General features: G+C 67.0%; 10 protein-coding genes and 2 rRNA genes (1 of these 12 only partly in view). 6 read left to right on the top strand and 6 right to left on the bottom strand.

Features of this window, described 5'->3' with window-relative positions:
* Together ALIDE2_RS22055 and rrf are read left to right on the top strand one after the other, a co-directional pair.
* Positions 1–1,719 (top strand): 23S ribosomal RNA (locus ALIDE2_RS22055) (it extends 1,160 nt beyond the left edge of the window).
* 116 nt (positions 1,720–1,835) lie between these two features.
* Positions 1,836–1,948 (top strand): 5S ribosomal RNA (rrf, locus tag ALIDE2_RS22050).
* Between the two features lie 100 nt (positions 1,949–2,048).
* On the opposite strand, the gene ALIDE2_RS22045 is transcribed toward rrf, so the two are convergent.
* The 5 genes from ALIDE2_RS22045 to ALIDE2_RS22030 form a co-directional block, all read right to left on the bottom strand.
* Positions 2,049–2,816, bottom strand: a complete 768-nt coding sequence (locus ALIDE2_RS22045; RefSeq protein ID WP_013520843.1) for a class II glutamine amidotransferase — start codon at positions 2,814–2,816, stop codon at positions 2,049–2,051.
* A gap of 24 nt (positions 2,817–2,840) precedes the next feature.
* Positions 2,841–3,629, bottom strand: coding sequence for a DUF169 domain-containing protein (locus tag ALIDE2_RS22040; protein ID WP_013723194.1), 789 nt, complete (start codon positions 3,627–3,629; stop codon positions 2,841–2,843).
* Between the two features lie 22 nt (positions 3,630–3,651).
* Entirely contained in the window at positions 3,652–3,840 is a 189-nt protein-coding gene (locus tag ALIDE2_RS22035) for a 4-oxalocrotonate tautomerase (RefSeq protein WP_013520841.1), read from the bottom strand.
* A complete protein-coding gene (locus tag ALIDE2_RS24770; protein ID WP_174764530.1) occupies positions 3,816–4,073 on the bottom strand; it encodes a cysteine-rich CWC family protein in 258 nt (85 codons plus the stop codon). Before ALIDE2_RS24770 ends, ALIDE2_RS22035 begins: the two co-directional genes overlap by 25 nt.
* Before the next feature lie 103 nt (positions 4,074–4,176).
* A complete protein-coding gene (locus ALIDE2_RS22030; protein WP_013520839.1) occupies positions 4,177–6,375 on the bottom strand; it encodes a malate synthase G in 2,199 nt (732 codons plus the stop codon).
* A gap of 234 nt (positions 6,376–6,609) precedes the next feature.
* On the opposite strand from ALIDE2_RS22030, the gene ALIDE2_RS22025 reads away from it, so the two are divergent.
* Together ALIDE2_RS22025 and ALIDE2_RS22020 are read left to right on the top strand one after the other, a co-directional pair.
* Entirely contained in the window at positions 6,610–7,542 is a 933-nt protein-coding gene (locus ALIDE2_RS22025; RefSeq protein ID WP_013520838.1) for a LysR family transcriptional regulator, read from the top strand.
* Between the two features lie 13 nt (positions 7,543–7,555).
* Positions 7,556–8,194 (top strand): LuxR C-terminal-related transcriptional regulator, encoded by a 639-nt coding sequence (locus ALIDE2_RS22020; RefSeq protein WP_013723192.1) that lies wholly within the window; start codon positions 7,556–7,558, stop codon positions 8,192–8,194.
* Between the two features lie 65 nt (positions 8,195–8,259).
* Here the strand turns inward: ALIDE2_RS22020 and ALIDE2_RS22015 are convergent, their stop codons facing one another.
* Entirely contained in the window at positions 8,260–10,920 is a 2,661-nt protein-coding gene (locus ALIDE2_RS22015) for a hybrid sensor histidine kinase/response regulator (RefSeq protein ID WP_013723191.1), read from the bottom strand.
* A gap of 199 nt (positions 10,921–11,119) precedes the next feature.
* Between ALIDE2_RS22015 and ALIDE2_RS22010 the strand changes: the two genes are divergently transcribed.
* Entirely contained in the window at positions 11,120–12,457 is a 1,338-nt protein-coding gene (locus ALIDE2_RS22010) for a dicarboxylate/amino acid:cation symporter (protein ID WP_013723190.1), read from the top strand.
* A gap of 93 nt (positions 12,458–12,550) precedes the next feature.
* Entirely contained in the window at positions 12,551–13,006 is a 456-nt protein-coding gene (locus ALIDE2_RS22005) for a DUF2214 family protein (protein WP_013520834.1), read from the top strand.
* The last annotated feature ends 10 nt before the right edge of the window (positions 13,007–13,016 follow it).

The raw sequence follows: 13,016 nt of genomic DNA, 5'->3' as shown, positions 1-13,016 counted from the left end.
CAATTTATTGCACGTGGTAGGAGAGCGTTGTGTAAGCCTGTGAAGGTGTCTGGTAACGGATGCTGGAGGTATCACAAGTGCGAATGCTGACATGAGTAGCGTTAAAGCGGGTGAAAAGCCCGCTCGCCGTAAGCGCAAGGTTTCCTACGCAACGTTCATCGGCGTAGGGTGAGTCGGCCCCTAAGGCGAGGCAGAGATGCGTAGCTGATGGGAAACAGGTCAATATTCCTGTACCGATCAATAGTGCGATGTGGGGACGGAGAAGGTTAGCTCAGCCAACTGTTGGATATGTTGGTTCAAGCCTGTAGTCGTGCCTGGTAGGCAAATCCGCCGGGCTAAGATGAGGGGTGATAACGAGTCTGCTTGCAGACGAAGTGAGTGATACCCTGCTTCCAGGAAAAGCCACTAAGCTTCAGCTATTGACGACCGTACCGCAAACCGACACTGGTGCGCGAGATGAGTATTCTAAGGCGCTTGAGAGAACTCAGGAGAAGGAACTCGGCAAATTGATACCGTAACTTCGGGAGAAGGTATGCCGCAAGTAGGTGAACTTGTACAAAGGGAGCCCAAAGCGGTTGCAAAAAATCGGTGGCTGCGACTGTTTAATAAAAACACAGCACTCTGCAAACACGAAAGTGGACGTATAGGGTGTGACGCCTGCCCGGTGCTGGAAGATTAAATGATGGGGTGCAAGCTCTTGATTGAAGTCCCAGTAAACGGCGGCCGTAACTATAACGGTCCTAAGGTAGCGAAATTCCTTGTCGGGTAAGTTCCGACCTGCACGAATGGCGTAACGATGGCCACGCTGTCTCCTCCTGAGACTCAGCGAAGTTGAAATGTTTGTGATGATGCAATCTCCCCGCGGAAAGACGGAAAGACCCCATGAACCTTTACTGTAGCTTTGTATTGGACTTTGAACGGATCTGTGTAGGATAGGTGGGAGGCTTTGAAGTGGTGACGCTAGTTGCCATGGAGCCAACGTTGAAATACCACCCTGGTGCGTTTGAGGTTCTAACCTAGGTCCCTTACCGGGATCGGGGACAGTGCATGGTAGGCAGTTTGACTGGGGCGGTCTCCTCCCAAAGCGTAACGGAGGAGTTCGAAGGTACGCTAGTTACGGTCGGACATCGTGACGATAGTGCAATGGCATAAGCGTGCTTAACTGCGAGACTGACAAGTCGAGCAGATGCGAAAGCAGGACATAGTGATCCGGTGGTTCTGTATGGAAGGGCCATCGCTCAACGGATAAAAGGTACTCTGGGGATAACAGGCTGATACCGCCCAAGAGTTCATATCGACGGCGGTGTTTGGCACCTCGATGTCGGCTCATCTCATCCTGGGGCTGTAGTCGGTCCCAAGGGTATGGCTGTTCGCCATTTAAAGAGGTACGTGAGCTGGGTTTAAAACGTCGTGAGACAGTTTGGTCCCTATCTTCCGTGGGCGCTGCAGATTTGAGGAAGCCTGCTCCTAGTACGAGAGGACCGGAGTGGACACACCTCTGGTGTATCGGTTGTCACGCCAGTGGCATTGCCGAGTAGCTAAGTGTGGAAGAGATAACCGCTGAAAGCATCTAAGCGGGAAACTCGTTTCAAGATGAGATCTGCCGGGGCCTCGAGCCCCCTGAAGGGTCGTTGTAGACCACGACGTTGATAGGCTGGGTGTGGAAGTGCAGCAATGCATTAAGCTAACCAGTACTAATTGCCCGTGCGGCTTGACCCTATAACTTTGACTGCCAACCGCAGTTCAGGACTGTTATGCCAAGCACGCAATCAAATACCGAGTCGACTCTGTGAATCCGCCGTGCAGACCCAAAACCTGCACAGCAACCAGTTATGCCTGATGACCATAGCAAGTCGGTCCCACTCCTTCCCATCCCGAACAGGACAGTGAAACGACTTCGCGCCGATGATAGTGCGGGTTCCCGTGTGAAAGTAGGTCATCGTCAGGCTCTTACAGCCCAAAACGCCCCCCTGTGCATATGCACAGGGGGGCGCTTTGCTTTTAGGGACAGAGAATATGCGGGTGCACCTTTGCGGTGACCCAATGCATCACTTCGGCAAGCACTCGCCTTCCACGAACACCCTCAACTCTCCGGATTGAAAGGCTGTCCATTGCTCGTTGGACGTGAGCGGTGCCGTGACCACGACTGCGACCTTGTCGTTGGGCGTCGTGTGCGCCGAGAAGTCCACGCGCAGGTCTTCGTCGCATAACTGGGCCTGTGAGAAAGGGTGGCGGCGCTCAATGTAGTACAGGTGGGTGGACGCGTGCGCCCACAGGGCCTGGCCATTGGAGAGCAGGAAATTGAACGTGCCGTGCGGCGCTATGCGTGCGGCCAGTTCGCGCAACGTGAGCGTGAGCTCCTCGATGCTGGGCATGCCGGCGTGGGACTTGGACAGTTCCTGCATCAGCCAGCAGAACACATGTTCGCTGTCGGTGCTGCCCACAGGGTGGAAGTGGGCGTGCAGGCGCGGGCGAAAGTCCTTCAGGTCGCCGTTGTGCGCGAACACCCAGTAGCGCCCCCAGAGCTCGCGCACGAAGGGGTGGCAGTTCTCCAGGCTGACCATGCCCTGCGTGGCCTTGCGGATGTGGGCGATGACGTTGCGGCTCTTGATGGGGTAGCGGCGGATCAGCTCGGCCACCGGTGAGTCCACTGCCCGCTCATGGTCCACGAAGTGGCGCAGGCCCCGTCCCTCGAAGAAGGCGATGCCCCAGCCGTCGGTATGGTCCGCCGTGTGGCCTGCGCGCCGTGCGAAGCCGGTGAAGCTGAAGGTGACGTCGGTGGGGGTGTTGGCATTCATGCCGAGCAGTTGGCACATGGCGGATCTCGGTGCGAAGGGGGATCAGACCTTCCTGCCGCCGTAGCTGCGCGACATGCCGGCGCGCACGTCCATTTGCGTGCCGTAGGGCGGGATGGGATAGCGCAGGCCGTTGGCGGCCAGGCGTTCGACCCCGGCGATGGCCTTGGCCAGGTCCACCGGCTTGAGGGCCAGCAGCAGTTCGTCGTCGGCCACGCCGCCATAGCGCCGCTCGGGAAAGCAGGGCAGGGCCAGGCTGGGCTCGCCTGTGGCGAGTGCCCGGCCCCAGGAGTCGGCGCAGGCCGATTCGCCCACGGCGCCCCATTCGAGCTTGCGGTAGCCTGACCACTGCAGGCCGTTGATGAGCAGGATCATCTGCGCCGGATTGGCGTAGACGAGCACGATGTCAGGGGTGGGCAGGCGGCCGCTGTTCCAAGGAGAAACTGCCATGGCCCGGTAGCGGCCATGGGGCACGCAGTGCATGGCCCGCTGGTGCGCGGCGGAGTCTTCCTGCGTGGCGAACCAGACGCCCGCCATGGGCTCGCCGCGCAGCCATTCCTCGCTGCGAGGCGCGAGGCCGAGGACGGTGCTGCATTGCGGGCCGACCAGGTCGTCTGCGGTGATGCCCACGGTGAAGCCCAGCCGCGCCGCTTGGCCGACGATCTGGTCGGCGGTGTGGATGGTCCCGTCCGGGCGGCGGATGCGGGGCACGGCCTGCATGTCCTCGACCCGTTCGAACATCTGCAGGGCCACGGGGGTGGTCTTCAGGCGCAGCAGGCGCATCAGCGCGTCGGTGAGCGAGATGCCGTCGATGGGCGCGTCGGTGGTTTCCATGACCGGCCCGGGTGCTGGCGGGCTACTGGCGGTCCAGCCAGAGCTTGCCGCCCGTGGCCCAGTTCTCGCGCTTCACGTCGGTGATGAGGATGTCCACGGACTCGGGCGATCCGCCCAGGATCTCGACCGAGACGCGGGTGATTTCTTCGGCCAGCTTGCGCTTTTGCTCGACGGTGCGGCCTTCCATCATTTCGATGTGGTAGGTGGGCATGGGAGTTCCTCGGAAATGGGGTGTTCGATCATATCGGCTGCGGCCGGCACGGGGCGCGCGCAGTGCGGGCAGATGCAGGCGAGGCCGCGCCGCTCGGGCGGCAGCCGCTGCAATGCCTCGGGCGCCACGGGCCGGGCCATGCACCAGCATTGCGCCGGGGCCAGGCCGGCAGCCATGGCGCATTGGTTGGATTGGCCGCACAGGGGGCACTGGGCGCTGTTGGGTTCGGGCATGGCGGCAGTGTAGAAGCACAACGGCACCCGCAGGTGCCGTTGTTGGTCAAAATGGCCTGAAGCGCCCGTGTGGCAAGCGCTGGCGGCTATTCTTTGTGTAGTTTCAGGCGGCAGCCGCCTTGACCTTCAGGCGCCAGGCATGCAGCAGCGGCTCGGTGTAGCCGCTGGGCTGCTCGACGCCCTTGAACACCAGGTCGCAGGCCGCCTGGTAGGCCATGGATTCGCCGAAGCGCCCGTGCATGCGCTGGTACAGCGGGTCGCCGCCATTTTGCTGGTCCACCTTGGCGGCCATGCGCTCGAAGGTGGCGCGCACCTGGCCTTCGGTCACGATGCCGTGCAGGAGCCAGTTGGCGACGTGCTGGCTGGAGATGCGCAGGGTGGCGCGGTCTTCCATCAGGCCCACGTCGTTGATGTCGGGCACCTTGGAGCAGCCCACGCCCTGGTCCACCCAGCGTACCACGTAGCCCAGGATGCCTTGGATGTTGTTGTCCAGCTCCTGCTGCTTTTCCTGCTCGCTCCAGTTCGGGGAGGCGGTCACGGGCACGGTGAGCAGGCCGGCCAGCAGGTTGTCGCGTTCGGCCAGGGCGTCGATCTTCTCCAACTCCTGCTGGATGTCGCTCACCTTCACCTGGTGGTAGTGCAGGGCGTGCAGCGTGGCGCCCGTGGGGCTGGGCACCCAGGCGGTGTTGGCGCCCGCCTTGGGATGGGCGATCTTCTGCTCCAGCATGGCCTTCATCAGGTCCGGCATGGCCCACATGCCCTTGCCGATCTGGGCCTTGCCGCGCAGGCCCATCGACAGGCCCACGAGCACGTTGTTCTTCTCATAGGCCTGGATCCAGGCGCTGGTCTTCATGTCGCCCTTGCGGATCATGGGGCCGGCGTGCATGGCGGTGTGCATTTCGTCGCCCGTGCGGTCGAGGAAGCCCGTGTTGATGAAGGCCACGCGGGTGCTGGCGGCGGCGATGCAGGCCTGGAGGTTGACCGAGGTGCGGCGCTCCTCGTCCATGATGCCGAGCTTGACGGTGCTGTCGGGCAGGCCCAGCAGCAGCTCGACGCGGCCGAACAGCTCGTTGGCGAAGGCCACCTCGGCCGGGCCGTGCATCTTGGGCTTGACGATGTAGACGCTGCCCGTACGGCTGTTTCGGATGCCCGGCGTGCCCAGGCCCTTGAGGTCGTGCAGCGCGATGGCCGTGGTGACCACGGCGTCCAGGATGCCCTCGGGGATCTCCTTGCCCTCGGCGCCCCACAGGATGGCGGGGTTGGTCATCAGGTGGCCCACGTTGCGCACGAACATCAGCGAGCGGCCGTGCAGTTTCACCGGCCTGCCGTCGGCGCCCGTGTACTCGCGGTCGGGGTTCAGACCGCGCGTCATGGCTTTGCCGCCTTTCTCGAAGGTCTCGGTCAGCGTGCCCTTGAGGATGCCCAGCCAGTTGCCGTAGCCCAGCACCTTGTCCTCGGCATCCACGGCGGCGACGGAGTCCTCCAGGTCGAGGATGGTGGACAGGGCCGCCTCCACCACCACGTCGGCCACGCCGGCGGCATCGCCCTTGCCGATGGGGGTGCCGCGGTCGATGCGGATGTCGATGTGCAGGCCGTTGTTCACCAGCAGCACGGACGAGGGCGCTGCCGCGTCACCTTGGTAGCCTACGAACTGCGCGGCGTCCTTCAGGCCGGTGGCGCCACCATCCTTGAGCGCGACGGCCAGCTTGCCGCCCTCCACCCTGTAGGCCGTGGCGTCCTTGTGCGAGCCGGAGGCCAGCGGCGCGGCCTGGTCCAGGAAGTTGCGCGCGAATTCAATCACTTTCGCGCCGCGCACGGGGTTGTAGCCCTTGCCCTTCTCGGCGCCGCCCTCCTCGCCGATCACGTCGGTGCCGTAGAGCGCGTCGTAGAGCGAGCCCCAGCGCGCATTGGCCGCGTTGAGCGCATAGCGCGCGTTCAGGATGGGCACCACGAGCTGCGGGCCGGCCTGGATGGCCAGCTCGGCATCCACGTTCGCCGTGCTGGCCTTGGCGCCCTTGGGCGGCTCGACGAGGTAGCCGATGCGCGAGAGGAAGGCGCGGTAGCCCACCATGTCCGTGATGGGGCCGGGGTTGGCCTTGTGCCAGGTGTCCAGTTCCTTCTGCAGGCGGTCGCGCTCGGCCAGCAGGGCGGCGTTCTTGGGCGCGAGATCGGCGACGATGGCGTCAAAACCCTTCCAGAAGGCCGCAGGATCGACGCCAGTGCCGGGCAGCACCTGCTGGTTGATGAAGGCGTGCAGTTCGTTGGCCACCTGCAGGCCATGGACTTGGGTACGTGCGGTCATGAGAAGCCCCTAGCAATCGTTTGACAAAGCCGTGCCCCGCGATGCGGAGCCTTGCATGACACTGTATTAGAAATATTTCCATTAATAAATTGCGTCAATATCTCTAAACCAATGACTTTTTGGCAAAGATTGGTCACACTGCCATCTCACTCGCCAAGCGTCGCTGCCGGTCATAAAATCGATAGCTGCCAGCGCTGGCTGGACGGGCGTTACAGGTCGATTTGGCTTGCACTCATGGACAAACTCAAAGCGTTCGAATCCTTCGTCTCGGTGGCCACCAGGGGCAGCCTCACGGCGGCGGCCAAGGCCGAGGGCGTGGCGCCCGCCATCATGGGCCGGCGCCTGGACGCGCTGGAGGAGCACCTGGGCGTCAAGCTGCTGGTGCGCACCACGCGGCGCATCACCCTCACGCACGAGGGCAGCGCCTTCCTGGACGACTGCCAGCGCCTGCTGGCGGACGTGGCCAATGCCGAGGCCAGCGTGTCCGCCGGCGGCGTCAAGGCCACGGGGCATTTGCGTGTCACGGCGCCGGCGGGCTTCGGCCGGCGCCACGTGGCGCCGCTGGTTCCGCGCTTTCGCGACCTGCACCCGGACGTGACGATCTCGCTGAACCTGAGCGACCGCGTAGTGGACATGGCCGGCGAGGGCTACGACTGCGCCGTGCGCGTGGGCGACCTGCCTGACTCGTCCCTGGTCAGCGTGCGCATGGCCGACAACCGGCGCCTGTGCGTGGCCACGCCGCAGTACCTGCAGCGGCGCGGCACGCCCATGCACCCGGCGGAGCTCGCGCAGCACGACTGCCTCACGCTGTCGAGCGACGCCTCGCAGACGCGAGGCTGGGCGTTTCGCGTGCCGGTGGCGGGTGGCGGCACCGAGGTCGTGCACTTCAAGCCCGGCGGGCCGCTGGATTGTTCCGACGGCCAGGTGCTGCACGACTGGTGCCTGGGCGGCTGGGGCATCGCGTGGCGCAGCACCTGGGAGGTCGAGTCCGAGATCGCCTCCGGCCGCCTCGTCGCCGTGCTGGAGGAGTTCGCCGCGCCGCCCAACGGCATCTACGTGGTCTTTCCCCAGCGCAAGCACCTGCCGCTGCGCGTGCGGCTGTGGATCGAATACCTCAAGCACCACTATGCGCAGCCCACGTTCTGGCGTGGGGCGCACGGCGCCTGACCGGGCCCTGCACATGCCCGGGCCCGCGCTGCTGGTCGCCGATGACCACCCCCTGTTCCGCGCCGCCGTGCTGCACGTGCTGCACGAGCGCCTGCCGCAGTTCCGCACGCTGGAGGCCGCCAGCGCGGCCACGCTGGGCGCGGCGCTGCAGGAGCACCCCGAGGTGGAGCTGGTGCTGCTGGACCTGAGCATGCCGGGCGCGCGCGGCTTCTCGGCGCTGCTGCACGTGCGCGGCGAATTCCCCGGGCTGCCGGTGGTGGTCATCTCGTCCAACGACGACCCACGCGTGATCCGCCGCGCCCAGCAGTTCGGCGCCGCCGGCTTCATCCCCAAGTCCGCCCCTGCCGAGGCCATGGGCGACGCGATCGGCAAGGTGCTGGAGGGCGGCAGCTGGTTCCCGCCCATGGCGGCCGAGCGTTCCGAAGCCGACGCGGAGCTGGCCAGCCGCCTGGCGCAGCTCACCCCGCAGCAGTTCCGCGTGCTGCTGTGCCTGGCCGACGGCCTGCTGAACAAGCAGATCGCGGCGCAGCTGGGCCTGGCCGAGAACACCGTCAAGGTGCACGTCACGGCCATCCTCAAGAAGCTGGCGTGCTACAGCCGCACGCAGGCGGCCGTGCTGGTCAAGAGCCTGGAGGCCGACAACGGGCTGTGATCTTCCGGGTGCCGAAGGTTGATGGCAAAAATGGCCTCAAGCGCTTACCCAGAAAGCGCTGGCAGCTATCCTTTTTGTTCCGTCTGCAGGCGCAGCAGGGTCTGGCTCATCAGGGCCCGCAGCGCGGGCGCGCGCACCGGCTTGGCGAGGAAGCCCCAGCCGCGCTCGGCCGCCTGCCGGCGCAGCGTGGCGTCGTGCTCGGCGGTGACCAGGATCACGGCGGGCGCCTGTCCCCAGCGCCGGCACAGTTCGGCATAGACGTCGGGGCCGTGGTGGCCGCCGCCCAGGTGCACGTCCAGCAGCACCAGCAGGGGCGCCTGCCCCGGCTGCGCGGCTGCCAGCGCCTCGGGCGCGCCGCCGGCCAGCGGCACCTGGCAGCCCCAGCGCTGCAGCAGGGCCCGGGTGGCGGCGCAGGTGGGGCCGTCGTCCTCGATCACCCAGGCGCTGGCGCCGCGCAGCGGGGCGTCGTCCGCCTGCTCGGAGGCGGCGGCCGGCGGGCCGGCGGGCTGCACGGCGGCCGGGTCGCCCAGCGGCACGCGCACCGAGAACACGCTGCCCCGGCCCAGTTGCGAGCGCAGGCCGATCGGGTGCCCCAGCAGCCGGCCCAGGCGCTCGACGATGGCCAGGCCCAGGCCCGCGCCCCGGTCGCCGTCCTGGCCCTCGTCCAGGCGGCGGAACTCCTCGAAGATCTCGCGCTGCAGCGCCTCGGGGATGCCCGGGCCCTGGTCGTGCACCTCGATGCGCACGTGGCCGCCCCCGTCGCGCCGGCAGCCCACGACGATGCGCCCCCGCCGGCTGTAGCGGATGGCGTTGGAGACGAAGTTCTGCAGGATGCGGCGCAGCAGGTTCTCGTCGGTGCGCACCACGCAGCGCGTGGGCACGCAGCGCAGCGCGAGCCCCCGGCTCTCGGCCAGCACGCCGAAGTTGTGGCCCAGCACCTGCAGCAGCGGGCCCAGGGCCACGTCGCGGATGCGCACCTCCATCTGGCCGGACTCCATGCGCGCGATGTCCAGCAGGCTGCCCAGGATGGCGTCCTGCGCGGCCAGCGCGCCGTCGATGCTGTCCACGGCGTGCCGCTCGGCATCGCCCCGCAGATGGCCGCGCAGCAGCGAGGTGAACATGCGCGCGGCGTTCAGCGGCTGCAGCAGGTCGTGCACGGCGGCGGCGACGAAGCGGGTCTTGTAGCGGTTGGCCTGCTCGGCCTCGCGGCGGGCGGCGTCCAGGTCGCGCGTGCGGTCGGCCACGCGCCGCTCCAGCGCATCGGCCAGCGAGCGCAGCTCGCGCGCGGCGTTCTTGTAGCTGGTGATGTCGGCATAGCTCGTGACGAAGCCGCCCTCGGGCAGCGGGTTGCCGCGGATCTCCAGCACCGTGCCGTCGTCCTTGGCGCTCTCGTGCAGGTGGGGCGTTCCGCTGCGCAGGTGCGCCAGGCGCCGCTCGATGGCTTCGTCCACCGGGCCGGGGCCCAGCAGGCCGCGGCGGGCGTTGTGGCGCAGCAGCGCCTCGATGGGGCGGCCCACGCGCATGAGGTCGGCCGGGTAGCGGAACAGCTGCACGTAGCGCGAGTTCCAGGCCACGAGGTTCAGGTCGGCATCGATGATGACCACGCCCTGCGGCAGGTGCTCCAGGCTGCGCGAGAGGCCGGTGTCCGCCTGCTTGGCGGCCTGCACGATGCCGTCCTGCGCGGTGCGCAGCTCCTGCGCGTGCTGGCGCAGCACGGCCTCCAGCTCCTGGCGGCTGCGCTGGCGCAGGGCGGACAGGCGCTGGCGCTGGCGCACGAACAGCGCCAGCAGGAAGAGCGCCAGCCAGCCGCCGGCGCCGGCGGCCGCGGCCCAGCGGCTGTCGGCCACGCTGCCCTGCGTTGCGTGCACCAGGTGCAGCTGCCAGGGCGTGCCGGGCAGCGGCTGGCTCTGCCACAGCATGCGGCCGGGCAGGGCGGGGGCCAGCACGCTGACGAGCCGGCCGCCGTTGTCCATGCGGTCCGCCACGCGGTATTCCAGCGGGCGCAGCGGCTGGTCGGCGTACTGCCGCGTGGCGGCGAGCTCGCGGCGCCCCTCGTCGTCCAGCGGCTCCAGCAGGCGGTAGCGCCACGCGTCCTGGCTGGCCAGGAAGACCACGCCGTGCGCGTCGGACGCGAGCACGATGTCCGGCGTCTGCAGCCACTCGCGCTCCAGCTCCTGCAGCGCGATCTTGATGGCCACCAGGCCCAGGATGCGGCCGCCCTCGCCGCGGATGGCCTGCGAGAGGAAGTAGCCCGGCTCCCCCGTGGTCACGCCGATGCCGTAGAAGCTGCCGCGCCCCTGGGCCAGCGCCTGCTGCACGTAGGGGCGGAAGCTGTAGTCCACGCCCACGTTGCTGGTGGCCGTGCGCCAGTTGCTCGCGGCCACGGCCAAGCCGTCGCGGTTAAGCAGGGTGAGCGTGGAGGACTGGCTCGCGCCGTTGGCCTGCTCCAGCTTGCGGTTGAGCCGTTCCACCTCCGCCGGGCTCAGCGGGTGGCTCAGGGCATCCTGCAGCTGCGCGTCCAGCGCCAGCACCTCGGGCAGGGTGCGGTAGCGGTCGATGCGCTGGGAAAGCGTCTGCCCGTACAGGGCCAGCTGGCGCTGCACGCTGTCGCTCTCCTCGCGCAGCGAGTGCCGCCACGCCCACTGGCCGGCCGCGAACATGCTGCCCGCCATGCCGCCCAGGAGGATCAGCAGGGTCAGGAACTTGCGGCGAAGGAATGTGGTCATGGGGGATGGCGGTGTTCGTCGGTGGCCGGGGTGGTGCGGGGCGTTCCTAGGGATTTACCCTGATTCGTGGCGGGCGGCTCCCTGTGGCGGCACCTTCGGCTAATACCAATAGGTTATCGGCTCGAAAAGCGTGCGGCGGTACAAACGGCACCCTCGACGCACCCCGGTGGTGCCGTTCCCGTCCATTCCGGAGCTTTCCATGCACGCCATTCCCGCCTCCGCAGCCCAGCCCGTGCGGCTGCCCTTCTACCGGCAACTGTATTTCCAGGTGGTGCTCGCCATCGCGCTGGGGGTGCTGCTGGGCCATTTCGAGCCGGCCTACGGCGAGGCGCTCAAGCCGCTGGGCGACGCCTTCATCAAGCTCGTGAAGATGATCATCGCACCGGTGATCTTCCTGACCATCGTCACCGGCATCGCCGGCATGTCGCAGCTGAGCACCGTGGGCCGCGTGTTCGGCAAGGCCATGGCGTACTTCCTGTTCTTCTCCGGGCTGGCCCTGGTCGTGGGCATGGTGGTGGCCAACGTGGTGCAGCCCGGCGCGGGCATGAACATCAACCCCGCCGACCTGGACCAGACGGCCGTCAAGACCTATGTGGCCAAGTCGCACGAGATGACGCTGTCCGGCTTCGTGCTGGACATCATTCCCAAGACGCTCGTCAGCCCCTTCGTGGGCGACAACATCCTGCAGGTGCTGCTGGTCGCGGTGCTGTTCGGCGTCGCGCTGGCCCTGGTGGGCGCGCCGGGCCGGCCGGTGCTGAACTTCCTGGACGCCCTCACGGAGCCCGTGTTCAAGGTGGTGGGCATCGTGATGAAGGCCGCGCCCGTCGGCGCCTTCGGCGCCATGGCCTTCACCATCGGCAAGTTCGGCCTGGGCTCGCTGGTCAACCTGGCCTGGCTGGTGGGGTCGTTCTACGTCACCTCGCTGCTGTTCGTGGTGGTCGTCCTGGGCATCGTGGCGCGCCTGTGCGGTTTCTCCGTGCTCAAGCTGGGCCGCTACCTGAGGGCTGAGCTGATGCTGGTGCTGGGCACGTCCTCGTCCGAGTCGGCCCTGCCCTCGCTGATGGAGAAGATGGAGAAGGCCGGCTGCGACAAGTCGGTGGTCGGCCTGGTGGTGCCCACGGGCTACTCCTTCAACCTGGACGGCACCAACATCTACATGACGCTGGCCGCCCTGTTCATCGCCCAGGCCACCAACACCCACCTGACGCTGGGCCACCAGGTGGCGCTGCTGCTGGTGGCCATGCTCAGCTCCAAGGGCGCGGCCGGCGTGACCGGCGCGGGCTTCATCACCCTGGCCGCCACCCTGGCCGTGGTGCCCGAGGTGCCCGTGGCCGGCATGGCCCTGATCCTGGGCGTGGACCGCTTCATGAGCGAGTGCCGCTCGCTCACCAACTTCATGGGCAACGCCGTGGCTACCGTGGTGGTGTCGCGCTGGGAGAACGCGTTGGACCATGGCCGGCTCGACGCGGCGCTGAACGGCCGTCCGCTGCCGGCCCCGGTCCCGGCCGCCGAAACGCCGGTGGGCGCCGTGGCCTGATTGCCCCCGGAGGGGCCATGGGTTGAAGAGGGGCCGGCACCCCGGCTAGGATCGCGCACACTGCCGACTGCCACGAAAGACGAAAGCCCCTCCATGACCACCGAAGCCCTGCTGGCCTATGCACACATCATGGCCTTCCTCATGGCCGCCACCTTCCTGGCGAGCGAGACCGCGCTGTGCCGCATGGAATGGATGAACGCGGCGGTGGTCGAGCGGCTGGCGCGCGTGGACCTGCTCTACGGCATCTCCGCGGCCCTGATGCTGGTAACGGGCCTGGCGCGCACCTGGTGGGGCATGAAGGGCACGGCTTGGTACTGGTCGCAGCCGCTGCTGCATGCCAAGGTGACGCTGTTCGTGGTCATAGCGCTTATGTCCATCGCCCCCACGCTGCGCTTCCTGCGCTGGCGCCGCGACCTGCGCGCGCACGGCGCCCTGCCGTCGCAGGAGGCCGTGCGCGGCACGCGCCGCCTGGTGATGATCGAGGCCCACATCATGGCGCTGATACCGCTGCTGGCCGTGTTCCTCGCCCGCGGCGTGGGAACGCGCTGAAAAAGACGAG

This window comes from Alicycliphilus denitrificans K601, assembly GCF_000204645.1.
Taxonomy (GTDB): domain Bacteria; phylum Pseudomonadota; class Gammaproteobacteria; order Burkholderiales; family Burkholderiaceae_C; genus Alicycliphilus; species Alicycliphilus denitrificans.
This window is presented reverse-complemented; position numbering and strand designations above follow the sequence as displayed.

What these genes read in the sequence shown, in the direction of transcription:
- ALIDE2_RS22045 (WP_013520843.1), bottom strand. Translation starts at nt 2,816, where the DNA reads ATGTGCCAACTGCTCGGCATGAATGCCAACACCCCCACCGACGTCACC.
- ALIDE2_RS24770 (WP_174764530.1), bottom strand. Translation starts at nt 4,073, where the DNA reads ATGCCCGAACCCAACAGCGCCCAGTGCCCCCTGTGCGGCCAATCCAAC.
- ALIDE2_RS22010 (WP_013723190.1), top strand. Translation starts at nt 11,120, where the DNA reads ATGCACGCCATTCCCGCCTCCGCAGCCCAGCCCGTGCGGCTGCCCTTC.
- ALIDE2_RS22035 (WP_013520841.1), bottom strand. Translation starts at nt 3,840, where the DNA reads ATGCCCACCTACCACATCGAAATGATGGAAGGCCGCACCGTCGAGCAA.
- ALIDE2_RS22005 (WP_013520834.1), top strand. Translation starts at nt 12,551, where the DNA reads ATGACCACCGAAGCCCTGCTGGCCTATGCACACATCATGGCCTTCCTC.
- ALIDE2_RS22020 (WP_013723192.1), top strand. Translation starts at nt 7,556, where the DNA reads ATGCCCGGGCCCGCGCTGCTGGTCGCCGATGACCACCCCCTGTTCCGC.
- ALIDE2_RS22030 (WP_013520839.1), bottom strand. Translation starts at nt 6,375, where the DNA reads ATGACCGCACGTACCCAAGTCCATGGCCTGCAGGTGGCCAACGAACTG.
- ALIDE2_RS22015 (WP_013723191.1), bottom strand. Translation starts at nt 10,920, where the DNA reads ATGACCACATTCCTTCGCCGCAAGTTCCTGACCCTGCTGATCCTCCTG.
- ALIDE2_RS22040 (WP_013723194.1), bottom strand. Translation starts at nt 3,629, where the DNA reads ATGGAAACCACCGACGCGCCCATCGACGGCATCTCGCTCACCGACGCG.
- ALIDE2_RS22025 (WP_013520838.1), top strand. Translation starts at nt 6,610, where the DNA reads ATGGACAAACTCAAAGCGTTCGAATCCTTCGTCTCGGTGGCCACCAGG.